The following is a 23610-nucleotide window of genomic DNA, read 5'->3' on the forward strand; positions in this document are numbered from 1 at the left end:
AGCTCCGCATGAGAAAGCGTATCGGTAGCTAATTCAGTCAATCGAATTCACCGGGGCGAAACGACTTCGCGTCATGCTACCTGCCGACTATCATGGGCTCCGCAATGACCACGCCGACTTCCGTTCTCGAGGTGCGAGGATTAACGAAACGTTTCGATCGCGTGGCGGTCGATGCGCTCGATCTTACGGTTTATGCCGGAGAGTTTTACGCGCTTCTTGGCGCCAATGGCGCGGGCAAGACCACAACCCTGAGAATGGTCGCAGGCTTGCTGCCGCCGGATGCCGGGATGATTGCGATCGCCGGACGCGATGCTCTCGCGGACCCCGTGGCTGCAAAGCAGGTGATGGCGTGGGTGTCGGATGAGCCGATGATCTACGACAAGCTGACGCCACGCGAATATCTCGAATTCATCGCGGGCCTGTGGGGATGTGATCCCCGCATTGCGGAGCAGTCAGCGGAAGATCTGCTTCTGTCGCTCGGGCTCGCAGCGCATCAACACGAACGGTGCGAAGGCTTTTCCAAGGGGATGCGCCAGAAAGTGGCGCTCGCCGGCGCGCTCGTGCATGATCCGCGCCTGATTATTCTCGATGAGCCGCTCACGGGGCTCGACGCCGTCTCGGCCCGCCATGTCAAAGGGCTTTTGCAAGGCCGTGTGCGAGACGGATGCACTGTGATCATGACCACGCATATTCTCGAAGTTGCCGAGCGGATGGCAGATCGGATTGGCGTGATTGCCCAGGGACGGTTGATCGCTGAAGGCACACTCGCAGAGCTTCGCCAGAAAATCGGACAGAGCGATACGAGTCTCGAGGATATGTTCGTCGCCCTTATCGAAAATGCACCGGCCGCTGCATGAATGCGCCCATGAGCGCCATGTGGTTCACGCGTCACGAACTTCGCCTCGGTTGGCGCGAGGTGATCGCGATGATGACCGGTGGCCGCAAGGGGCGACGGCGCAGCGCGGTGCTGTTGCTGCTGGCATTTGTGATCTTTCTGCATTTGCCAGCCTATGCGGTGATCGGCCGGTTCGCGGATGTCGCTACGCCGCTGGATCAACCGACATCCATCATCATCACGGCGAGCATCTTTCTGGCCTGGGCGCTGATCCTGTCGCAGGCGATCGAGTCGGTGACGCGGGTCTTCTATGCGCGCGCTGATCTCGATCTCATCGTATCGTCGCCGGCGCCGCTTTCACATGTGTTTTCGGTTCGCATCGCGGCAATCGCGCTCACGGTCACGGCGATGGCCACCATGCTCGCGACCCCATTCATCAACGTATTGGTGATCGGCGGCGGACTGCGATGGTTCTCTGCCTATGCCGTCGTCGTGACCATGGGGCTGTCAGCCTCCGCCTGCGCGATTGCCATTGCTGTGGCGTTGTTCCGTGTGTTCGGTCCGGCGCGGACGCGTCTTGTCGCCCAGATCATTTCTGCAGTGACGGGGGCAGGCTTCGTGATTGCGCTGCAAGTCGGGGCAATCCTGTCCTATGGCACGCTGTCGCGCTTCGCCGTTCTGACCTCGGATGCGGTTGCGGCATTCGCGCCGGATGTGAACAGCATCGCATGGTGGCCTGCGCGCGCGATGCTTGGTGATGTCGGTGCGCTGCTGCCGCTGCTGGCTGGCGCATTGCTTTTGCTTGGGCTCGTAATGTCGGTGTTCGCGCCGCATTTCAGCCAGTACATCGCGAGTGCGTCGCCTCAGCTCGCGTCGCGGAGAGGCGGTCGCGCCGGGCCGTTTCGCGGCATGTCGCGGCGGCGGGCGTTGCGGCGAAAAGAGTTGGTTTTGCTCTGGCGAGACCCGTGGCTGATGTCGCAGGCGCTGATGCAATTGCTTTACCTGCTTCCGCCGGCGCTCATGCTGTGGCGAAGCTTCGGTGAAGGACCGAGCGCATTTGTCGTCCTGGTGCCGGTGATCGTGATGGCTGCCGGGCAACTGGCGGGCGGCCTCGCCTGGCTGACGATTTCAGGCGAGGATGCGGCTGACCTTGTTGCGACTGCGCCGCTCCCCGCGTCGGCATTGTTGACTGCGAAGATCGAAGTAGTGCTGATGGTGATCGTTGCCATCTTCGTCCCGCTGGTCAGCGCGATGGCATTGGTGTCGATCCGGATGGCGCTGGTGACCGCATTGGCCGTCGTCATCGCTGCCGGCTCGGCCACATCGATCCAACTCTGGTTTCGCGTCCAGGCGAAACGCAGCCAGTTCCGGCGACGCCAGACCTCGTCACGTATCGCCACCTTTGCCGAAGCCTTCTCCTCGATCGGTTGGGCGGCGACGGCCGTTCTCACACTGTTGCTGCCAATCGCGGGGGCGATTGCTGGCATTCTCACGACCGGCATTGTCGCACTGGCGTGGAAGCTCAGCCCGAACAGGGCCTAGATCAGGCGACTTTCTTGGCCGACGTCGGCGTGTCCGCCACTTCATCGGTCACGACTTCGAAACGCGTTAGCAGTGGCTTGCCGAAGGCGGTTGAGATGGCGACGTCGGCGGCGTCACGACCGCGGGCCATCACGATACGGCCGATGCGTGGCTCGTTGTGGCGGGCGTCCAATGTGTACCATTGGCCTAGCAGATAGACTTCGAACCAGGCGCTGAAATCCATCGGTGCGGGATCGATGGGGACGCCGATATCGCCGAGATAGCCGGTGCAGTAGCGCGCGGGGATATTCATACAGCGGCACAGCGTGACGGCAAGATGCGCGAAATCCCGGCAGACGCCGATGCGCTCCTCATGCGCCTCGAAGCCCGTCCGGTCGTTCCGCGCGTGATGATAGCCAAATTCGATCCGGTGATGTGCGTAGTCGACGATCGCCTGCACCAGTCGCGCGCCATCCTCTATGCCGTTGAACTCCGCCAGAGCGAGATCAAACAGTTTCTGCGTGTCGCAATAGCGGCTGCCGAGCAGATAAATCAGAGTGTCGTCGGGCAAATCACCGACCGGCGTCAGTTTGCCCGGCGGCGGCGGCAATTCGGGGAGGCCGCTGTCGGAGATGAGAAAGCTGTTGCTGATGGTCAGTGGCCCGGCTGGCGCCACCAAACGGGTACACGTATTGCCGTAGATGTCGTGATAATCGTGGAGCGGGATTTCGCGGGAGAGGCGGATCTGATGCGGGCTGAGGAGGTCTTGCTCGCGATCGGGATGGATGCTGAGCATCAGCACGACCGCAGTCTCTTGATCGAACTCGAACGCGATATCGTAACCCGCGCGGATCTGCACCTGACGTCTCCCGTGGCCGCATTGCCATGCCGATAGAGTATGTCAGACAAGTTCAGCTGCGCAGCTTCGTTCCGCGGCAAAAAGCGGGCAGTTTGCGGGAATTGTGAGCAGCGGCAGCGAGATGCTGCCGCTGCCCGGGTTTCACTTTCGCAACGTCAGCAGTAAGAGCGAGCGCCCCGTCACCTGATACATCTCGCCGAACGGGAAGGTCTGTCCGCCCGGCGCATCCGGGATGTTGGTATCGACCAGCAGTTCCCAACCCTTGCCGCCGAAAGCCTCGGGCATGGTGAAATCCACCAGCCCCTCGAAGCCATTGAAGATCAGCAGCATGGTCTGATCGTCGGCCTGCTTGCGGATGCCAGTCTTCTGCGCGCGGCCATCCAGCAACATGCCGAAGCATTTGACGTTGCCGTCCTTCCAGTGCTCTTCCTGCATCGGCCCGCCATTGGCGTTGATCCAGGTGACGTCACGCACATCCAGATGCGGATCGTGCTCACCGGTGAGGAAGCGTGAGCGGCGCAGCACCGAGCAATCGTCGAGCAGGCTGATCAGGCGCTTGGTGAAGGCGTGGAGGTCCTTGCCTTCTTTCGTCCACTTCCAGTCGAACCAGGAAATCTCGCTGTCCTGGCAGTAGGCGTTGTTGTTGCCCTTCTGGGTGCGTCCGAATTCGTCGCCGCCGAGCAGCATCGGCGTGCCCTGGGCGAAGAGAAGCGTCGCCAGCATGTTGCGCTTCTGGCGCTCGCGCAGCGCGATGATATCCTTGTCGTCGGTCGGGCCTTCCACGCCGCAATTCCACGAGCGGTTATGCGAGTGACCGTCCTTGTTGTCCTCGCCATTCGCTTCATTGTGCTTCTCGTTGTAGCTGAAATTGTCGTTCAGCGTGAAGCCGTCATGGGCGGTGACGAAATTGACGCTGGCCCAGGCGCGGCGGCCCTGATGGTTGAACATGTCGCCGGAGGCGACGAGCCGCGGCGCGAGATCAGCCACCGGCGCTTCGCCGCGCCAGAAGTCACGCGTGGTGTCGCGAAACTTGTCGTTCCATTCGGCCCAGCCGGGCGGGAAGCCGCCGACCTGATAGCCGCCGGGGCCGATATCCCATGGCTCGGCGATCAGCTTCACCGTGGTGAGCAGCGGATCCTGATTGACGGCTTTCAGGAAGCCGCTCTGTTCGGTGAAGCCATAGACCTCGCGCGCCAGAATGGTGCCGAGATCGAAGCGGAAGCCATCGATATGCATCTCGCGCACCCAGTAGCGCAGGCTGTCCGTCACTATGCGAATGACACTGGCATGGGAGAGATTGACGGTGTTGCCGGTGCCGGTGTCGTTGATGTAGTAGCGCGGCTTATCCGGCATCAGCCGGTAATAGCTGGCATTGTCGATGCCCTTGAATGACAGCGTCGGGCCGAGTTCGTTGCCTTCGGCTGTATGGTTGTAGACCACGTCAAGAATGACCTCGAGCCCGCCGGCATGCAGCGCCGCAACCATCTCCTTGAATTCGCGCAGCGAGTTCGGGACGTCCGAGGCGTATCGCGGATCGGGCGCGAAGAAGCCGATGGTGTTGTAGCCCCAGTAATTCACCAGCTTTTTCTTCAGCAGATAGTCGTCATTGATAAAGGTGTGGACGGGCAACAGTTCGACCGAGGTGATGCCGAGATCTCGGAGATAGTCGATAGAAGCTTTTGCGCCGAAACCTGCATAGGTGCCGCGCAGCTTTTCCGGCACATTCGGATTGAGTTTTGTAAAACCCTTCACATGGGTCTCGTAAACGATGGTGCGATCCCACGGCACCGGCTGGCGGCCGGCTTCACCGGTCCAGTCGAAGTCGCGATCGACCACCACGCATTTTGGCATGAAGGGCGCGCTGTCGCGCTCGTCGAAGGTGAGATCGTCGCCGGTCTCCATCTTGTAGCCGAACACAGCCGGGTCCCATGTCAGCGTGCCGGCATGGGCGCGCGCATAGGGATCGAGCAGCAGCTTGTTCGGATTGAAGCGGTGGCCCTTTTCGGGCTCGTAAGGGCCATGGACGCGATAGCCGTAATACTGGCCGGGGCCGACATCCGGCAGATAGCCGTGAAAGATTTCGTCGGTATATTCGGGCAGCTCGATCCGGGTTTCCTTGTCACCATCGAACAGGCAGATCTCGACCTTGGTGGCGTTGGCGGAGAACAGCGCGAAGTTGGTCCCGTTACCGTCCCAATGCGCACCCAGCGGATAGGGAAGGCCTTCCTCGACAGCTTTGCTCACGATTGCCCCGTTCGGTCAAAATATTGGAATGAAACGCGCATTATAACGGCGAGCGTTCGATTGCGTTGCACTGCGGAAAGCGTATTTCGGACATTATTTTCACGATTTCGCCGCGCCGTGATGACAGGTGCGGTGAAAGCCGAGGAGCCTGCTGATGAGTCAACCGTTCCGCCCGAACCGCATTGCCCTGCTGGGGGCACCCGTCGAGATTGGCGCGTCACAGCTCGGAACGCTGATGGGGCCGGATGCGATGCGAACGGCTGGGCTCAAGCCGCTTCTGGAAGAACTGGGTTTTGCCGTTGAGGATCACGGCAATCTCGCGCCGCCCAAAAATCCTATGAGCCATGACGCGGTGCCGGCCAATGCCAAGCACTATCGTGAGATCCAGGCTTATGTTCAGGCGCTCAGTGCGAAAGCCCATGTATTGGCGGCATCTGGCGCATTGCCCATCTTCATCGGCGGCGATCACAGCCTCTCAATGGGCTCGGTGAACGGCGTCGCGCGGCATTGGCATGCGCAGGGGCGCGAACTGTTCGTGCTGTGGCTCGATGCCCATGCCGATTACAACACGCCAGAGACCACCATCACAGGCAATATGCACGGCATGTCGGCGGCGTTCCTGTGCGGCGAGCCCGGGCTTGATGGCCTGCTCGGCGAGGAGCCGCGCGCATCGATTACGACCGATCGGCTTGATCTGTTCGGCATCCGCTCCATCGATAAGCTTGAAAAGGAGCTGGTGAAGCAACGCGGAATCTCGCTCATCGACATGCGGCAGATCGACGAATTCGGCGTCGGCGTGTTGATCCGCCGTGTCATCGATCGCGTGAAGGCGCGCAACGGCGTGCTGCATGTCTCGCTGGATGTGGATTTTCTCGACCCGATCACAGCACCCGGCGTCGGCACCATGGTGCATGGTGGCGCCACCTATCGCGAGGCCCATCTCATCATGGAGGTATTGCACGATAGCGGGCTGATGTGCTCGCTGGATGTGGTGGAGCTCAATCCGTTCCTCGATGAACGGGGCCGCACGGCGCGGGTGATGGTCGAGCTGGTCGGCAGCCTGTTCGGCCAGCAGATCACCGACCGGCCGACGCCGACGAATGCGATCATACCGGCGGAGTGAATAAATCGCGCATCCAGCGCGTATTTCGTTCCCCGGCGATGCCGGCATTATCTAACGGTTTCGTAACATCGTGCTGGAACGATCAGCGCCACGCCGGATTGCTTCCTCATCGTTACGCAACTGAGGAGCAGGTCATGATCAAGCATCTTGCCATTGTCGCCGTGGCTGCGGCGAGTATCGGCACCGCACTTCCGGTCACCACCGCAAGCGCACAGGAAATCGGTGTGGGTGTCGGCCCGGGCGGTGTTACCGTAGGCGCCGTGGGCCGCGATCGTTACCATCGCGACTATGACCGCGATTACTATCGCGACCGTCGCGATCGCAACGAGACGGTGATCATCAAGCGCAGCCGCGACCGTGACCGTGGCTACTATGACGGTGGCGTCGAGCGTCGAACTGTCATCGAACGCTACTAGGATTTGAACACTGCGATTCGGCGGCCCTTTCTCGGAAGGGCCGCTTTTTCGTGCCGATTTTAGCTCATTCTGTCGGGTTCAATCCGCATCATGACCAGTTCAAGCAAAGCAACCGCTGCATCCATCTGGTGGCAGGCCGGCACCATTTATCAGATCTATCCGCGCTCATTCCAGGACGCCAATGGCGACGGCGTCGGCGATCTCAAGGGCATCATCGGCCGGCTGCCCTATCTGCACCAACTCGGCGTCGATGCGATCTGGATTTCACCGATCTTCCCATCGCCGATGGCGGATTTCGGCTACGACATTTCCGATTATATCGACATCGATCCGCTGTTCGGCACGCTCGCGGATTTCGACGCGCTGGTGGAAGCCGCGCATGCGCAGGGCCTCAGGATCATTCTCGATCTCGTACCGAACCACACATCGGATGCGCATCCATGGTTTCTGGAGAGCCGGTCATCGCGAGAAAACCCGAAGCGCGACTGGTATATCTGGCGCGATCCGAAGCCTGACGGCAGTGCCCCCACCAACTGGCTGTCCGAATTCGGCGGCAGTGCGTGGGCCTATGACGAAGCGACCGAGCAATATTACTACCACGCCTTCCTCGATCGGCAGCCCGATCTCAACTGGCGCAATCCCGATGTGCGCGATGCCATTTATGAGGTGATGCGGTTCTGGATGCGGCGCGGGGTCGATGGTTTTCGTGTCGACGTGATCTGGCACCTGATCAAGGACGATCAGTATCGTGACAATCCCGTCAATCCGAACTATGTCGCCGGCCGTCCGCCGCATGAGACGCTGATCACGCTGTATTCCGCCGATCGGCCGGAAACGCAGGATGTCGTCGCCGAGATGCGGCAGGTGGTGGACGAGTTCGAGGATCGGGTGTTGATCGGCGAGGTCTATCTGCCCATCGATCGGCTGGTGGCCTATTACGGCGAAGACCTTGGTGGTGCGCATCTGCCGTTCAATTTCGCGCTGTTGTCGGCGCCGTGGCACGCGCCGGACATTGCCGATCTGATCGCACGCTATGAAGCGGCCTTGCCGCTTGGCGCGTGGCCGAATTGGGTGCTCGGCAATCATGATCGGCCGCGCGTGGCGACAAGGGTGGGTGAGGCGCAAGCGCGCGTTGCGGCGATGCTGTTGCTGACGCTGCGCGGCACGTCAACGCTGTATTACGGCGACGAAATCGGCATGCGGCACGTGCCGATTGCGCCGGATCAGGTGCAGGACTCGTTTGAGAAGAACGTGCCGGGGATCGGCGTCGGCCGCGACGGTTGTCGCACGCCGATGCAATGGGCCGCGAGTGCGAATGCCGGTTTCACATCCGGCGTGCCGTGGCTGCCGCTCGATGACGATTTTCGCGAAAACAATGCCGCGGCGCTGGCGGTTGATCCGCGCTCGATCCTCAGCCTTTATGTAAAGCTGATTGCTTTACGCAAGCGGACAACGGAGCTGGTGTTTGGCAGCTACGATCCGGTGGAGACGCAGGATGCCGTGCTTGCCTATCGCCGGACCTATGATGACCAGTCGCTTCTGATCGCGCTGAATTTCACCAGCGAGCCGGCGTCGCTGCATGTAGGGGCGGGGGAGGTGCTGATATCGACGGAGCTGGACCGCGACGGCGAAAACGTGCCGGGTCTCCTTGAGCTGCGCGGCAACGAAGGCGTGATCGTGCGATTGAGGTGATCGTAGCCCGGATGGAGCGCAGCGCAATCCGGGATCGGCGTCTCAACGAATTCTGTTCCCGGATTACGCTGCGCTCCATCCGGGCTACCAATGCAAACGCCGCCGGTTGCCCGGCGGCGTTTTCGTTTGTCGCTACGTTATCGGCTCAATCCAATCCGATCGTCGTCAGGTCCTGGAACCAGTGCTGGGCTTGCACGAACTTCTTCACCTTCGGTGACAGCGCATGCGGGTTGGTGTCGTGGACGACCCAGACCAGCGTGGCGTCATCGACGATCTGCGCATGGGCTTCCGCGAGCAATTCGTCCTGCTTCTTCGGATCGAAATTGTTCTTCGCCTCGTCGATCAGCGCATCGACCTTCGGGTTCTTGTAGCCGCCCCAGTTTACGCCCACAGGTGCGATCTGACCGGAATGGAAGAAGCGGACAATGGCGTAAAGCGGATCCGAGGTGACATAGGCAATGTTGTTGGAAGTGATGCCCTTCATGCTCTCGTCGGCCGCGCCCTTGCGCCACGCGGTGTAGAGGACCTCGAGCTCCACCACCTTGAACTCGATCTCGATGCCGATCTCCTTGAAGCTTTGCTGCAGGAATTCGTTGATCGGCAGCGACAGCATCTGGCCGGTGCCGCCATTGGCGATGATGAAGGTCGCTTTCAGCGGTTTCTCCGGACCATAGCCGGCTTCCTTCACCAGCTTCTTAGCCTCGGCGAGATCATATTTGATCTTGAAGTTCGGCTTGCCGAACCATGGGCTGGACGGATCGACCTGACCAATCGCCGGCTTGGCGAGACCATTCATCAGCGCCACCACGCCATCGCGATCGATCGCGAGGTTGAGCGCTTTACGCAGGCGTACATCGGTCCAGGGCGAGCCCGGCAGCACGCTGAGATGATAGTTCCAGACATGCGGCGTGACGTTATCGACGATCTTCATGCCGGCACCCTTGAGCTGCGGCACGGCATCCGGTGCGGGTGTCTCGATGAGATCGACCTGCCCCGCGAGTAGCGCATTGGTGCGGGTCAGTGCTTCCGGCATCGGGATCAGCACGAGCTTGTCGGCTTTCGGAACGCGCTTCTTATCCCAATAGTCGGCATTCTTACTGAGCTCGGCGAGTTCGCGCGGCACCAACTTGGTTAGCTTGAACGGACCTGTGCCTGAGGGTTGCGACGCGAACTTGTCCCAGTCCTTGCCGACCTTTTCATATTGCGCCGGGCTGGAGACCAGGAACCAGAGCATCTGATAGGGGAAGAAGGAATCGACGGTCTTGGTGGTGATTTCGACAGTGCCGTCGTCGATCTTGGCGTAGCTGGCGACCGAAGGGAGGCGAGTTTTGACTTGTGCACTCTGGCGCTTGTCGAATTGCGGTGCCTTTTCATTCAGCACCTTGTCCAGATTCCAGATCACTGCGTCGGCATTGAAGTCGCTGCCGTCGTGAAATTTCACGCCCTTGCGCAGCGTGAAGCGCCACTTGGTCTTGTCCTTGTCGTCCACCTTCCACTCGGTGGCGAGGCCGGGAATGAGTTTGCCGGGGCGGTCGGCGACATCCATTTCCCATGCGACCAGCGGATCATAGATCGTGTAGCCGGTAAATTGATAGCCGCCGGCGCCGCGATCAGGCTGGCCCGTGGTGAGCGGAACATCCGCCATCGAGATGCCATAACGCACGACAGTCTCGGCTTTCGCTGGTGCAGCAAGGCCAATGACAGCCGCCAACGCTGCGCCTGCGAAAGAAAATCGAAAACTCATCCCCGACTCCTGATGTGGAAAACATTCGTTGGCGACTAAGCAAGCTTGGTGCCAGACTGGTTCCAATCAAGAAGCCCTGCGCCAGTCAGCCGCGGGGGAGGAGGATGTACACCGCACGCGCACGTTGCTCTGATTATTGGCACAGGCGTTGCATTGCACTGCATCAGAATTAGCCAACCGAATTCGTATCGAAAGAAGGGGACTAGTTAGAATGCGTATCGAGAAGCCAATCAAAGGCCGTTTCAAAATCGCTCTCGCGATGCTCACCGTCGCGACGGCGCTAACACTGCCGCAATTCGCGCAAGCCCAGACGATCAAGATCGGCATGACCGCCGCGGATATTCCGCGCACGCTGGGTCAGCCCGATCAGGGTTTTGAAGGCAATCGCTTCACCGGCAATACAATGTATGAGGGGCTCACGCTCTGGGATCTCTCATCTGCCACGAAGCCGAGCGTTGTGATCCCCGGATTGGCTACAGAATGGGCAGTTAACGATAGTGATAAGACCAAGTGGACCTTCAAGCTGCGTCCCGGCGTCAAATTCCACGATGGTAGCGACTTCAATGCCGATGCAGTCGTGTGGAATGTCGAGAAAGTTCTGAAGCAGGACGCGCCGCATTTCGATGCGAGCCAGGTTGGTGTTACCGCATCGCGCATGCCGACCCTGGTGTCGGCCAGAAAAATCGACGACATGACCGTCGAACTGACCACGAAAGAGCCGGACTCGTTTCTGCCGATCAATCTGACCAACCTCTTTATGGCCAGCCCGGCCAAATGGCAGTCCTTCTACGACAAAGCGCAGGGCGCTGATGCCAAGGCGAAGGCTGCCGCGGCATGGGATGCATTCTCCAAGGATGCATCGGGCACCGGCCCGTGGAAGATGGCAAAGTTCACGCCGCGCGAGCGGCTCGAACTGGTGAAGAACACGGCCTATTGGAACAAGGATCGCGTTCCGAAGGTCGATGGCATGGTGCTGCTGCCGATGCCTGAAGCCAATGCGCGCACCGCGGCTTTGCTCTCGGGTCAGATCGACTGGGCCGAAGCGCCGGCGCCGGATGCGGTGAAGGAAATTACCGCACGCGGCTTCAAGATCGAGAAGAACGAACAGCCGCATGTATGGCCGTGGCAGTTCTCGCGCATCGAAGGTTCGCCCTGGAACGACCTGCGCGTCCGCAAGGCCGCCAATCTGTGCATCGATCGCGAAGGCCTGCGCGACGGCCTGCTGGCCGGCCTGATGGTGCCGGCCACCGGCACATTCGAGCCCGGCCACCCCTGGCACGGCAACCCGACCTTCAAGATCAAATACGATCTTAAGGAAGCACAGAAGCTGATGGCGGAAGCCGGTTACGGTCCGAACAAGAAGCTCAAGGTCAAGACGCAGACCTCCGCTTCGGGCTCGGGCCAGATGCAACCGCTGCCGATGAACGAGTATATGCAGCAGGCACTGGCGGAATGCTATTTCGACGTGCAGCTCGATGTCATCGAGTGGAATACGCTGTTCACCAACTGGCGTCGTGGCGCCAAGGACCCAACGGCGAACAACTCCAACGCCACAAACGTCACCTTCGCGGCGATGGATCCGTTCTTCGCGCTGGTGCGCTTCCTACAGTCCGGCATGGCGCCGCCGGTGTCGAACAATTGGGGTTTTATCAACAATCCGAAATTCGACGAGTTGGTGAAGAAGGCCCGTACCACGTTTGATGCTGCTGAACGCGACAAGGCTCTGGCCGAATTGCACGCAGCCTCGGTGGATGACGCGGCATTCCTCTACGTCGCCCACGACGTCGGCCCGCGCGCGCTCAGCCCGAAGATCAAGAACTTCGTGCAGCCGAAGAGCTGGTTCGTCGATTTCTCGACCATGACGATGACGCCGTAAGGCGTCGCAAGCACCGGCTCCGCAATGCGGAGCCGGTTTCTCCTCAGTTATGTCGGGGGCAGCCCCGGTCATGACGACCGAGAGGTCGGAATTCAAGAACCCAAAGGTGCCCCGTGTTTGCCTATGTCGCGCGCCGCGTCGTTTACGCGATCCCCATCATTCTCAGCGTCGCGCTGGTGTGTTTCCTGCTCGTGCACATCACGCCGGGCGATCCGCTGGTCGCTGTTCTCCCTGCAGACGCATCGCAGGAGCTCGCGCAGCAGCTTCGCGTGGCCTACGGCTTTGACAAGCCGCTGCCGGTGCAATTCGGTCTCTGGATATGGCGCGCGCTGCATGGTGATCTCGGCGCCTCCATCGCAACCGGACGCCCGGTACTCTCCGAAGTCATGAACGCCGTACGAAACACGGTGATGCTCGCGGTGTTCGCCGCGGCCATCGGTTTCACGCTCGGTCTCTTCTTCGGCCTGATCGCCGGCTATTTCCGCGACACCTGGGTCGACAAGGTTGCAACCTCCATCGCCATCGCCGGCGTCTCCGTGCCGCATTACTGGCTCGGCATGGTGCTGGTCATCATTTTCTCGGTCCAGCTCAACTGGCTGCCCGCAGTGGGCGCAGGGCCGGGCGGTTCCGGTGCCTGGGCGTGGGACTGGGAGCACATGAAGTATCTGATCCTCCCGGCGGTCACGACATCGGTGATCCCGATGGGCATCGTGACCCGCACCGTGCGTGCGCTCACCGGCGACATTCTCTCGCAGGATTTCGTCGAGGCGCTCCGTGCCAAAGGCCTGCAGGAGTTCAAGGTGTTCACGCATGTCATCAAGAATGCGGCACCCACGGCACTCGCAGTGATGGGTCTGCAGCTCGGCTATATGCTGGGCGGCTCCATCCTGATCGAGACCGTGTTCTCATGGCCCGGCTCCGGCCTGTTGCTGAACTCCGCGATCTTCCAGCGCGACTTGCCGCTGTTGCAAGGGACGATTCTGGTGCTGGCGCTGTTCTTCGTCTTCCTCAATCTTCTGGTCGATATCGCGCAGGCGTTCATCGATCCGCGCATCAAGCGGGCCTGACGCCATGACCGTTCTCACCGACAATGCATTGCAGGCAGCACCCGTCACCAAAGCGCGCGGCTACTGGGCAACGGTTGGCCGCCGTATCCGCCGCGACAAGGTCTCCATGGCCTGTGCGGCGATCCTGTTGCTGATCCTGCTCGCAGCGATCTTTGCGCCTTATCTTGGTCTCGCTGATCCCTATCAGGGCTCGATGATCCGCCGCCTGCGCGCCATCGGCACGCCGAACTATCCGCTCGGCACCGATGAACTCGGTCGCGACATGCTGGCCCGCCTGATCTACGGCGGCCGGCTGTCGCTGCTGATCGGCATCCTGCCGGTGATCCTGGCTTTCATCATCGGCACGTCGCTCGGCCTCGTCGCCGGTTATGTCGGCGGCAAGCTCAACACCGCCATCATGCGCACGGTGGACGTGTTCTATGCGTTCCCCTCGGTGCTGTTGGCGATCGCCATCTCCGGTGCGCTCGGCGCCGGCATCGTCAATTCCATCGTCTCGCTCACCATCGTCTTCGTGCCGCAGATCACGCGCGTCGCCGAGAGCGTGACCACAGGTGTCCGCAACATGGACTATGTGGAAGCCGCGCGCGCCTCGGGCGCCGATACATTCACGATCATGCGGGTACACATGCTCGGCAACGTCCTGGGCTCGATCTTCGTTTATGCGACCGGCCTGATCTCGGTGTCGATGATCCTCGCTGCCGGTCTCTCTTTTCTCGGTCTCGGCACCAAACCGCCGGAGCCGGAATGGGGCCTCATGCTGAACACGCTGCGCACCGCGATCTACGTCAATCCGTGGGTGGCTGCACTGCCCGGCGTGATGATCTTTGCGGTGTCGATCTGCTTCAACCTGCTGAGCGACGGCATGCGCAGCGCCATGGATATCCGGAATTGATGCATGACTGACACACTCGAAATCACCGACAAGATGCTTGACCCCTCGAAGACATGGGGGGCGAGGCGCAGCCTCTGCTCCATGTGCAGGGGCTGACCAAACATTTCCCCGTGCGCGGCGGATTGTTTGCCCCGAGCAAGACCGTGCGCGCCGTGGACGATGTCAGTTTCGCCATTGGTAAGGGCGAGACTGTCGGAATCGTCGGCGAATCCGGTTGCGGAAAATCCACCACGGCGCGTCTCCTGATGCATCTGATGGAGCGCAATTCGGGCGACATCATTTTCGACGGCCGCATGGTCGGTCGCGAACTGACGCTGCGCGAACTCCGTCGTGGCATGCAGATGGTGTTTCAGGACAGCTACGCGTCACTGAATCCGCGCCTGACCATTGAGGAGTCGATCGCGTTTGGTCCCAAGGTCCATGGCATGGCCGACAAGGTCGCGCGGGCGCTTGCGCGTGACCTGCTGGGGAAGGTCGGCCTGCGGCCGGAAACTTTCGCCAATCGCTATCCTCATGAAGTGTCCGGTGGCCAGCGCCAGCGCGTCAACATTGCCCGTGCACTGGCGCTGTCGCCGCGCCTCGTCATCCTGGACGAGGCGGTGTCTGCACTCGATAAATCGGTCGAAGCGCAAGTGCTGAACTTGCTGGTCGATCTCAAGCGCGAATTCGGCCTGACCTATCTGTTCATCAGCCACGATCTGAACGTCGTTCGTTACATCTCCGATCGCGTGCTGGTGATGTATCTCGGCGAAGTCGTCGAGCTTGGTCCCGTCGATGATGTCTGGGATGCACCGGCGCATCCCTATACGCGGGCATTGCTGGCCGCAATGCCGTCCACCGATCCCGACAATCGCACGCAGACGCCGCCGATCACCGGCGATCCGCCGAATCCCATCGATCCGCCGTCGGGCTGCCGCTTTCACACGCGTTGCGCTTTTGCGGAAGCCATGTGCGGGGAAAGCAAGCCTGTTCTCACCGAGATCACCGCATCAGGCCATCAGGCGGCTTGCTTCATGGCGATCCCCGGCTCCGGCCACAGCAAGGCCCCGTTGCAGGAGCTTCCACATGACGCGCCCGACGCCAAAGCAGATCAAGGGAATGTCGGAGGTCTCCGGCTTGCCGGTGACGGACGAGGTGGCGGAGCGCATCGCCAATTCGGTCGGTCCGGCCTTCGAAGGTTTTGCGGCCATTGCCGGCACGCTGCTCATCGACCTCGAACCCGCCACCTTCCTCGCCGTGCAAAACGGAAAGGTGGGCAAGTGAGTGTCACCGAACCCGCACTGCTGTCGCTCACCGAAGTCGCCAGCGCCATCGCCGACAAGAAAATCTCGTCGCGCGAAGCCACGCAGTCCTGCCTCGATCGTGTGGCGAAATGGCAGCCGCATCTCAATGCCTACATGTCCATCGAAGCCGATAGTGCGCTGAAGGCTGCGGACGCCGCCGACGCCGCGCTGGCAAAAAGCGAGAGCCGCGGCGCGCTGCATGGCGTGCCGCTCGCGCATAAGGACATGTATTACGACGAGGGGCATATCGTTACCTGCGGCTCGCTGATCCGCAAGGATTGGGTCGCGAAGACGACCGCGACATCACTGCAGCGCCTGAAAGACGCCGGCACGGTGCGTCTCGGTTCGCTGCAGATGGTGGAGTTTGCATATGGCCCGCTCGGCCATAACGTCCATTACGGCGCCGTGCGTAATCCGTGGAATGTCGATCACGTCACGGGTGGCTCGTCCTCGGGCTCCGGCTCTGCGGTCGGCGCCCGCCTTACCTTTGCGGCGCTCGGCTCGGACACGGGCGGCTCGATCCGCATGCCCGCACATTTTTGCGGTGTATCGGGCCTGAAGACGACAGTCGGTCTCGTCAGCCGTGCCGGTGCGATGCCGCTGTCGCAGTCGCTTGATACGGTTGGCCCGCTTGCGCGCACGGTCGAGGATTGCGCGCTTTTGACGAAGCTGATGGCCGGTGCTGATCCTCTCGATCCAACCACCAGCATCCGCGATGTCCCGGATTACACGGCTGCGACAAAGGCGTCGGCCAAGGGCATGACCATCGGCATTCCCAAGGCGTTCTATGTGGACGATCTCGATGCCGATACGGCAGAGATCCTGCAAGCCACGATCACAGCGTTGAAGGACGAGGGCATCAAGGTCGTCGAAGTCGATCTGCCCAATCAGGGGCAGCTCACCGCGGCCTGCCAATTCGTGCTCGCGACTGAAGCCGCCGCCATGCACAAGCGCTGGATGATCGAGCGCCCGCAGGATTACGGCGCGCAGGTTTTGATGCGGCTACAGAACGGCCTTGCGATTGCCGGTGTTGCCTATCTCGAAGCGATGCGCTGGCGCGGTCCTGCGCTTGCTGCGCATCTTGCTGCCGTTGCAGGCGTCGATGCCCTGCTGGCACCGGTTGCCCCCATGGCGGCTCCGACCATCGCTGAGACCGATGTCGGCAATAGTCTGGGCGCCGAAGCGCTCATCCAGCGCGTCACGCGATTTACCCGCCCGATCAATTATCTCGGTTTGCCTGCTCTCTCGATCCCGGCCGGCTTCACCAAGACGAAGTTGCCGGTCGGCATGCAACTGATCGGCAAGCCGTTCGACGAAGCGACGTTGCTGACCATCGGTGGAACGTTTCAGCGCGCAACCGATCACCATATGAAATGCCCGGAATTGCCATGACCAATCTGATCGACGTCCGCAATCTCAACGTCACCTTCCGAGGCGAGCGCACCGTCTATGCGGTGAATGATCTCAGCATGTCGGTGAAGGAGGGGGAGGTGCTCGGCCTGCTCGGCGAGTCCGGCTCCGGCAAGAGCGTGACCTTGCGCGCGCTGATGCGTCTGCTGCCGAAGAAGCGCACTGACATCACCGGCAGCATCAATGTGCTCGGCAAGGACGTCCTGGCGCTGGATGATGACGAACTGTCTAAGTTTCGCGGCCAGAGCGTGTCGATGATTTTTCAGGAGCCCGCACTGGCGCTCGATCCCGTCTACACCATCGGTCAGCAGATCGCCGAAAGCGTGATGCGTCATGAAGGCAAGAGCCACGCTGACGGGATGAAGCGTGCGCTCGAAATGCTCGAAGTCGTACGCATTCCATCCGCCAAGCGCCGTCTCGATGCCTATCCGCACGAGATGTCAGGCGGCATGCGCCAACGGGCCATGATTGCCCTCGCGCTCGCATGCAAGCCCAAGATTTTGCTGGCGGACGAACCGACTACGGCGCTCGATGCCACCGTGCAAATTCAGATCCTGCTGCTGTTGCGCGAGCTGCAGCGCGAATTCGGTATGTCGATCATCTTCGTCACCCACGACATCGGCGTCGCCATCGAAATCTGCGACCGCGTTGCCGTGATGTATGCCGGCCAGATCGTGGAGCAGGGCACCACGAGCCAGATCGTGCGCTCGGCGGTGCATCCTTATCCAAAGGGCTTGCTGTCTTCGACGGTCCACGGCGCCAAGCGCGGCGAACGCCTCGAAACGATCCCCGGTACGCCACCTTCGCTGGATACAAAGCCAGCGAGCTGCTCATTCGCGCCACGCTGCAAATTTGCGCAGGATCGCTGCACGGAAGCTCTGCCACCGAATGTCGAGCTCGTGGGTGATCGTGTCGTGCGCTGTATTCGCGCGGAGACGGTGGCGGCTTAGTCGCACTCCGTCATGGCCGGGCTTGTCCCGGCCATCCACGTCTTCGCTAGCGGCTAAGACGTGGATACCCGGCATTCGCCGGGCATGACGGGATAGACTAACTCTTTAAATTCTTCAGCAGGAACGTCAGCGCTGTCTGCGCGAATACCTGCATGTTCTCTTGCCGGTCGCTGCTTCCCGTCTCCAGTGTCATCACTTCGTTTGCAGGCCCGGCCACAGCAATGCAGCTGTGCCCTGCGGCATCGCCATAGCGGTTGCCTGATGGTCCGCTAGCGCCGGTCTCCGACAGTCCCCAATCGCATCCCAGCTTCTCGCGGATCTGGTTCGCCAGCAGCTGCGCATAAGGTTCGGACGACGAACGCATGCCCGGAACCCGGAACGCATCGTCGGGAATGTCCATCAGCGCGCGCCGCGCATCGCGCGTATAAATGACGCCACCGCCGATGAAATAGGCGGAAGCGCCGGGCACGGCGAGTAGCGCAGCCGAAATCAAGCCGCCGGTTGATGACTCGGCGACGCCGATCGTCTGCTTGCGTGCGATTAGCTCAAAGGCGACTTTCTCGGCCAGCGGGAGCAAATCTCTCATGACTTGGACCCCGCCTTTTTCGGTGCCAGCGAGCCGTAAACTGCACGAACGAAGTTCTTACTGGCGGTTTCGTTCGGTGCCCATTTCGTATCGAGATCGGCGAAAGGCTTTGCAGCCTGCACCTCATCTTCGCTCTTGCCGGCCTTGACCAGCTTCGCGATGCGATCACGCGCCGTGATCAGCATGTCCCGATAGGCAGTGAGCGCCGCTTTGTCGCCGAGAGGGCCGTGGCCGGGGACGATCTTGGTCTTGTCGTTGCTGAGTCTCAGATAGGTATCGGCAGCGGCGATCATGCCCTTGATGTTGCCGCCATTGAGCACGTCGATGTTGGGATAGCGGCCATTGGTGAAGGTGTCGCCGGTCGCGATCACATTCGCGCTTTTGAGGTAAACATAAGTGTCGCCGTCGGTATGCGCATTCTTGATGTGTCTAAGCTCGGCGATGCGGCCGCGAAGGCTGAGTTTGAGCTGGTTCGTGTAGGTGGTGGCTGGCCACGCGGCTTTGGGGGCGGGCGGGTTCTGTCCGCCGGTCAGGAAATTGATGGAGCCCTTACGAAGCTTCGTCTTCAGTTTGACATTTGCGACGATGGTCGCGCCGTCTTTCGCAAAGGCTTCGTTGCCTCCGGTATGGTCCCCGTGGAAATGCGTGTTCACCAGATATTTCACCGGTTGCGGCGTGACCTTTGCAATCGCCGCCTTGATCTTGTCGTGCAGCGGCGCGAATTGGCTGTCGATCAGGATCGCGCCCGATTTCGCCGTCGCCAGCGTGATGTTGCCGCCCATGCCTTCCAGCATATAGACGCCGTCACCGAGATCGGTGGTCTTGATCTCGACCTTGGAGAAGTCCGGTGCAACCGCTGTGGCAGGCGCTGGTGTCTGCGCGAATGCCGGCAGGCCGCTGGCAGCGAGGAAGGTGGCGAGCAGAATAGCGTAGGGGCGCATGAGGAACTCCAGGGTCGGGACGCCAACGTCTTAGCATGTCGGCGTGTCCGTCAATCCCCTGGCGTTCACAACACTGTGCCTCATGCGGCAGCCGGCTCTTTGAGCGTTGCTTCCCCGTGATTACGATAAATCACAAGTGCAGCGATCGCGCCGCTGGCGGCAGCCGCCATGAGCCAGAAACCCGGCGAGGCGCGATTGCCGGTGTGCTCGATCAACCAGGTCGAGGCGAAGGGCGTGAAGGTGCCAAGCAGGCCGGCTGCAAGCGCAAAGGCCAGCGAGAAGCAGGTCGTGCGCACATGAGGAGGAACGATCTCGACCAGCGCGCCCAGCATGGTGCCGCTATAGACGCCGAAATAGAACGAGAACAGCATCTCGACGGCCAGCATCTTGCCGAAGCTCGGGGCGGACACCAGCCAGCTCAGCGCCGGATACGCCGTGAGGAAAGCGACGCAGGTGATGGTGAGCAGCACCGGCTTGCGGCCGATGCGATCGGACAGTGCGCCCCCGACGGGGTTCCAGATGAAATTGGTGATCGCGATGAGGCATGTCACGATCAGCGCATCCTGGGTCGAGAGCTTCAGCACATTCTTCCCGAAAGTCGGCGTGTAGACGGTGACGAAGTAGAACGTCACGGTGGTCATGGTCGCCAGCATCATGCCGAGCAACACGATGCGCCAATTGGCGGCGGCTGAGGCGAACACTTCGCTGGCGGTCGGATGCTTTTTCATCGCCAGAAAAGCGGGCGTTTCCTCCAACGTGCGGCGCAGGAAGAACAGGAACGGAATGATGATGCAGCCGATGAAGAACGGGATGCGCCAGCCCCAGGCATCGACGACGTCTTTCGGCATCAGCTCGCTGAGAACGAAGCCGATGACTGCGGCGACGAAGATTGCGACTTGTTGGCTCGATGACTGGAACGAGGTGTAGAAGCCGCGATTGCCGGGCGTGGAAATCTCCGCCAGATAGACCGACACGCCGCCCAGCTCGACGCCGGCCGAGAAGCCCTGCAGCAGCCGTCCGATCAGCACGATGATCGGAGCCGCGACGCCGATGCTCGCATAGGTCGGGCAGACCGCGATGGTCACCGTGCCGGCAGCCATGATGGCGAGGGTGACGATCAGCCCCTTTCGGCGGCCGATCTGGTCGATGTAAGCGCCAAGCACGATGGCGCCGACCGGGCGCATCAGGGCGCCAAGCCAGAACACGCCGAAGGTATTCAGGAGTGCGGCAGTCTCGTTCTCGGACGGGAAGAAGGCTCGGGCGATCGCCGAGGCGTAAAAGCCGAACAGGAAAAAGTCGAACTGCTCCAGGAAGTTGCCGCTGGTTGCTCGCAGGATTGCCGCCAGACGCGACTTGATCTGGTGAGGTGCGACTGTCTCCGGCGCAGCAGTGCTGGTGGCATCCATGTGGCGTTCTCCCGGTCTCGAACGACCGGCGAGATGCGCGGCCGGGCAGCCTTTGGCTGCCGATCTGCGGCAATCTGCCACAGTCTGTCGGGGGCGGCCAAGCCGAAACGGATCACGTTTTGGGTGGCACCAGGGACAGCAGCCACTGCCGGAACGCGCGCAGATTGGGAGAGTCGGCGCTGGCTTCCGGCGAGACCAGATAGAAGCCGGCATCGGCGGGCAGCTTGATGTCGAACGGCACGACCAGCCGCCCGGATGCGAGATCGCCCTCCACATAGGTGGTGCGGCCGACGGCGACGCCGAGGCCGTCGATGGCGGCTTGCAGGGTCATGAAGATCAGGTCGAAGCCAAGTGCCGGCTGCTTCGAGATATTGGTCGGCAGTCCCGCGGCGGTGAGCCAGAGGCGCCAGTCGTCGTCGTGGCTGGCATTGGTGTGCAGCAACGTGTAGCGCGCGAGATCTTCCGGCTTGCGCAAAGGCCGATCACCCATCAACAATTTCGGACTACACACCGGAAACAGATGATCCGCCGTCAGCCAGTCGGCGCGCAGGCCGGGCCATTGACCACGGCCGTAGCGGATCGCGGCGTCCACATCGCCGCTCTTGAAATCGACCAGTGCCGTTGATGTCGTGATCCGGACATCGATATGCGGATGGGCTTGCTGGAACGCGGATAGCCGCGGCAGCAGCCATTTTGAAGCAAGCGACGCCAGCGTGCTTACCGTCAGCACATGATCGCGGTCGCGATGCAGCAGGCGATCCGTCGCGAGTCGCAGGTCGTTAAACGCCGCGCGTATACCCGGCAGGTAATCGCGGCCGTGTTCGGTAAGGGCCAATGTGCGGTTCTGCCGGATGAAGAGTTTGACCCCGAGTTCTTCTTCCAGCCGCTTGATCTGATGGCTGATGGCCGTCTGCGTCACGTTCAGCTCATCGGCCGCGATGGTGAAGCTGAGATGCCGCGCGGCGGCCTCGAAGGCGCGGAGACCATTCAGGGATGGCAGCCGGTGGCTCATGACGTCTTCCTCGGATCGGTCCGATGCATGAGTTTACCTCATGTTTTGCGATGCACAATGTCGTTTGTCGAAAACGTCGTTCGGGACGATATCAACAGGCATAGATTTAGCTTCAGGAGAGCGACATGTCTATTTGCACCCATGAATCGATGACAAATCATCATGCGCCGAGTGCCCTGTCCGGTGTCGGCGATACCTTTCGGCTGTGGTGGCAGCGACATCAGCAGCGCCGCGAACTGGCCGAATGGACCGAACGCGACCTGCACGATCTCGGCCTCAGCTGGTCGGAAATGCTGGCGGAAGCCGACAAGCCGTTCTGGCGGGCCTGAGCCCATCATCTGCGCGGGAGGGTGTCATGAAACACATCGATCTCAACGATCTCGGCCGTTACTCGGACGCCCTTCTGTCGCGCAACGGTGAGGTGATCACGCTGCGCTTCGCCGACGTTACCGATGCCGACGCGCTGCAATCCTACTTTCGCGGATTGTCAGCGCAGTCGCGCTACAATCGCCTGATGGGCGCTGCGAGCGAGTTGCCGGCTGGCCAACTCGACCGTTTCATTCATGCCGGCGAGAGCGATGGCTTTTCGCTGGTTGCGACGGTCAAGCGCGACGGCGTTGAGGTGATCATCGGCGAGGCGCGCTATGCGATCGACGACATGAACGACAGTTTCGAGATTGGCCTGTCCGTCGATGATACGATGCAGGGGCAGGGGATCGGCGCAGCGCTGCTCGACAATCTCGAATGCCGTGCTGCGTCGCTCGGCGCCGGGCACCTGCTTGGCGATACGCTGCGCACCAATGATGCGATGCTGGCGCTGGCGCGCAAGGCTGGCTTTACCCTGACGCCGACGCCGGGTGACTGGAAGCAGATCCGTTTCGAGAAGACGATCACACTTGCTGCGCAGGACATGCCCTGCGTGAGCTGGCGACTGGCGGCGATGACCGCCAGCGCGCATGTGTTGTAGCGCGACAGCGTCGACCTAAAATTTCTCCACCCACGGCCGGATTTCCAGCTCCGAACTCCACGCGCTGCGTGGTTGTTGCAGCACGTTCCAGTAATTCGCGGCGATCGCATCGGGATCGAGCAACGAGTCCGGTCTATCTGCCGGCTCCGCACGCACCGAACTGCGAATGCCGCCATCGATCACGAAATGCGCGATGTGAATGCCCTGCGGTGCGAATTCGCGGGCGAGGGATTGGGCGAGACCGCGTAATGCAAATTTGCCCATGGCGAAGGGCGCGGATTGGGCAAAGCCCTTGATGCTGGCAGAGGCGCCGGTGAACAGGATGGCGCCATGCTTGTGCGGCAGCATGCGTTGCAGTGCCTGCTGCGCGACGAGGAAACCGCCGAAGGCGCTGACAGCGATGGATTGCGCAACATCATTCGGCGCAAGCTCGATGAAGGGGCCGCGGGCGCGTTGGCTGGCATTGTAAACGACGATGTCGATCTTGCCGATCTGCGCTTCCACGTCCTTGAACAGGCTTTCGACATCGTCTGCCTGCGTGGCATCGCAGGCAAATGTCTTCGCGCCGGTTTCGCGCGAGAGCGCATCGAGTTTCTCAGTATTCCGGGCGGCAAGGGCCACGCGAATACCCTGTTGCGACAACAGGCGTGCGAGCGACGCGCTGATGCCCTCGCCGGCGCCGACGATCAGCGCTGTTTCGTATTGCGGGATATCCATGAGACGAACCTCCGGCTGGGCACTTTATCCGCATGCGTTGCGGGTGCATGATGCAGATGGAAACGCACG

The 23610-nt window shown here is 61.2% G+C and carries 21 protein-coding genes and 1 pseudogene; 14 read left to right on the forward strand and 8 right to left on the reverse strand.

Features of this window, described 5'->3' with window-relative positions; all coding sequences use genetic code 11:
- Positions 1-104 precede the first annotated feature (104 nt).
- Positions 105-857: an ABC transporter ATP-binding protein gene (locus RPMA_RS06950; protein ID WP_211912134.1), complete on the forward strand. Its 753-nt coding sequence runs from the start codon at positions 105-107 to the stop codon at positions 855-857.
- A complete protein-coding gene (locus RPMA_RS06955; RefSeq protein ID WP_211912135.1) occupies positions 854-2377 on the forward strand; it encodes a permease in 1524 nt (507 codons plus the stop codon). Before RPMA_RS06950 ends, RPMA_RS06955 begins: the two co-directional genes overlap by 4 nt.
- Position 2378: 1 nt before the next feature.
- Here the strand turns inward: RPMA_RS06955 and RPMA_RS06960 are convergent, their stop codons facing one another.
- The gene (locus RPMA_RS06960; RefSeq protein ID WP_211912136.1) at positions 2379-3215 is read right to left on the reverse strand and encodes a transglutaminase-like domain-containing protein; all 837 of its coding nucleotides are present in this window, start codon (positions 3213-3215) and stop codon (positions 2379-2381) included.
- Positions 3216-3356: 141 nt separating this feature from the next.
- Complete coding sequence (gene glgX, locus RPMA_RS06965; protein ID WP_211913508.1) at positions 3357-5462, reverse strand: glycogen debranching protein GlgX; 2106 nt, start codon at positions 5460-5462, stop codon at positions 3357-3359.
- Between the two features lie 151 nt (positions 5463-5613).
- Here glgX and rocF point away from each other — a divergent pair, with 151 nt between their 5' ends.
- From rocF to RPMA_RS06980, 3 genes are all read left to right on the forward strand, one after another.
- Complete coding sequence (gene rocF, locus RPMA_RS06970; RefSeq protein ID WP_211912137.1) at positions 5614-6582, forward strand: arginase; 969 nt, start codon at positions 5614-5616, stop codon at positions 6580-6582.
- A 134-nt stretch (positions 6583-6716) separates the two neighbouring features.
- Positions 6717-6998 carry a hypothetical protein gene (locus RPMA_RS06975; RefSeq protein WP_211912138.1) on the forward strand — a complete coding sequence of 94 codons (282 nt, stop codon included), beginning with the start codon at positions 6717-6719 and terminating at the stop codon, positions 6996-6998.
- A 90-nt stretch (positions 6999-7088) separates the two neighbouring features.
- On the forward strand, positions 7089-8690 hold the full coding sequence (locus tag RPMA_RS06980) for an alpha-amylase family glycosyl hydrolase (protein WP_211912139.1): 1602 nt from the start codon (positions 7089-7091) through the stop codon (positions 8688-8690).
- A gap of 145 nt (positions 8691-8835) precedes the next feature.
- On the opposite strand, the gene RPMA_RS06985 is transcribed toward RPMA_RS06980, so the two are convergent.
- Complete coding sequence (locus tag RPMA_RS06985) at positions 8836-10434, reverse strand: ABC transporter substrate-binding protein (protein WP_211912140.1); 1599 nt, start codon at positions 10432-10434, stop codon at positions 8836-8838.
- A 259-nt stretch (positions 10435-10693) separates the two neighbouring features.
- Between RPMA_RS06985 and RPMA_RS06990 the strand changes: the two genes are divergently transcribed.
- The 7 genes and pseudogenes from RPMA_RS06990 to RPMA_RS07015 all read left to right on the forward strand — a co-directional run bounded on the left by RPMA_RS06990 (position 10694) and on the right by RPMA_RS07015 (position 17912).
- Complete coding sequence (locus tag RPMA_RS06990; protein ID WP_408056541.1) at positions 10694-12310, forward strand: ABC transporter substrate-binding protein; 1617 nt, start codon at positions 10694-10696, stop codon at positions 12308-12310.
- A gap of 113 nt (positions 12311-12423) precedes the next feature.
- Positions 12424-13377: an ABC transporter permease gene (locus tag RPMA_RS06995; protein ID WP_211912142.1), complete on the forward strand. Its 954-nt coding sequence runs from the start codon at positions 12424-12426 to the stop codon at positions 13375-13377.
- Between the two features lie 4 nt (positions 13378-13381).
- Positions 13382-14269, forward strand: coding sequence for an ABC transporter permease (locus RPMA_RS07000; protein ID WP_211912143.1), 888 nt, complete (start codon positions 13382-13384; stop codon positions 14267-14269).
- Positions 14270-14322: 53 nt separating this feature from the next.
- Positions 14323-15318 (forward strand): annotated as a pseudogene (locus RPMA_RS07005) (ABC transporter ATP-binding protein); the annotation flags it as partial.
- Between the two features lie 16 nt (positions 15319-15334).
- Positions 15335-15532 carry a hypothetical protein gene (locus tag RPMA_RS27970; protein WP_249225702.1) on the forward strand — a complete coding sequence of 66 codons (198 nt, stop codon included), beginning with the start codon at positions 15335-15337 and terminating at the stop codon, positions 15530-15532.
- Positions 15529-16944 carry an amidase gene (locus RPMA_RS07010; RefSeq protein ID WP_211913510.1) on the forward strand — a complete coding sequence of 472 codons (1416 nt, stop codon included), beginning with the start codon at positions 15529-15531 and terminating at the stop codon, positions 16942-16944. Before RPMA_RS27970 ends, RPMA_RS07010 begins: the two co-directional genes overlap by 4 nt.
- Positions 16941-17912 carry an ABC transporter ATP-binding protein gene (locus tag RPMA_RS07015; RefSeq protein ID WP_211912144.1) on the forward strand — a complete coding sequence of 324 codons (972 nt, stop codon included), beginning with the start codon at positions 16941-16943 and terminating at the stop codon, positions 17910-17912. Before RPMA_RS07010 ends, RPMA_RS07015 begins: the two co-directional genes overlap by 4 nt.
- 97 nt (positions 17913-18009) lie before the next feature.
- On the opposite strand, the gene RPMA_RS07020 is transcribed toward RPMA_RS07015, so the two are convergent.
- The 4 genes from RPMA_RS07020 to RPMA_RS07035 all read right to left on the reverse strand — a co-directional run bounded on the left by RPMA_RS07020 (position 18010) and on the right by RPMA_RS07035 (position 21857).
- A complete protein-coding gene (locus RPMA_RS07020) occupies positions 18010-18498 on the reverse strand; it encodes a CinA family protein (protein ID WP_211912145.1) in 489 nt (162 codons plus the stop codon).
- A complete protein-coding gene (locus RPMA_RS07025) occupies positions 18495-19439 on the reverse strand; it encodes an MBL fold metallo-hydrolase (RefSeq protein ID WP_211912146.1) in 945 nt (314 codons plus the stop codon). The genes RPMA_RS07020 and RPMA_RS07025 overlap by 4 nt, the downstream gene beginning before the upstream one ends.
- An 80-nt stretch (positions 19440-19519) precedes the next feature.
- Positions 19520-20845, reverse strand: coding sequence for an MFS transporter (gene tcuC / locus RPMA_RS07030; RefSeq protein WP_211912147.1), 1326 nt, complete (start codon positions 20843-20845; stop codon positions 19520-19522).
- 112 nt (positions 20846-20957) lie between these two features.
- Positions 20958-21857, reverse strand: a complete 900-nt coding sequence (locus RPMA_RS07035; protein ID WP_211912148.1) for a transcriptional regulator GcvA — start codon at positions 21855-21857, stop codon at positions 20958-20960.
- Positions 21858-21982: 125 nt separating this feature from the next.
- Here RPMA_RS07035 and RPMA_RS07040 point away from each other — a divergent pair, with 125 nt between their 5' ends.
- A complete protein-coding gene (locus tag RPMA_RS07040) occupies positions 21983-22186 on the forward strand; it encodes a DUF1127 domain-containing protein (RefSeq protein WP_211912149.1) in 204 nt (67 codons plus the stop codon).
- Between the two features lie 26 nt (positions 22187-22212).
- On the forward strand, positions 22213-22824 hold the full coding sequence (locus RPMA_RS07045) for a GNAT family N-acetyltransferase (protein ID WP_211912150.1): 612 nt from the start codon (positions 22213-22215) through the stop codon (positions 22822-22824).
- A gap of 15 nt (positions 22825-22839) precedes the next feature.
- On the opposite strand, the gene RPMA_RS07050 is transcribed toward RPMA_RS07045, so the two are convergent.
- Positions 22840-23541 carry an SDR family NAD(P)-dependent oxidoreductase gene (locus tag RPMA_RS07050; protein ID WP_211912151.1) on the reverse strand — a complete coding sequence of 234 codons (702 nt, stop codon included), beginning with the start codon at positions 23539-23541 and terminating at the stop codon, positions 22840-22842.
- Positions 23542-23610: the final 69 nt, after the last annotated feature.

The sequence above is a fragment of the Tardiphaga alba genome (genome assembly GCF_018279705.1).
In the GTDB taxonomy this organism is placed as follows: Bacteria; Pseudomonadota; Alphaproteobacteria; order Rhizobiales; family Xanthobacteraceae; genus Tardiphaga; species Tardiphaga alba.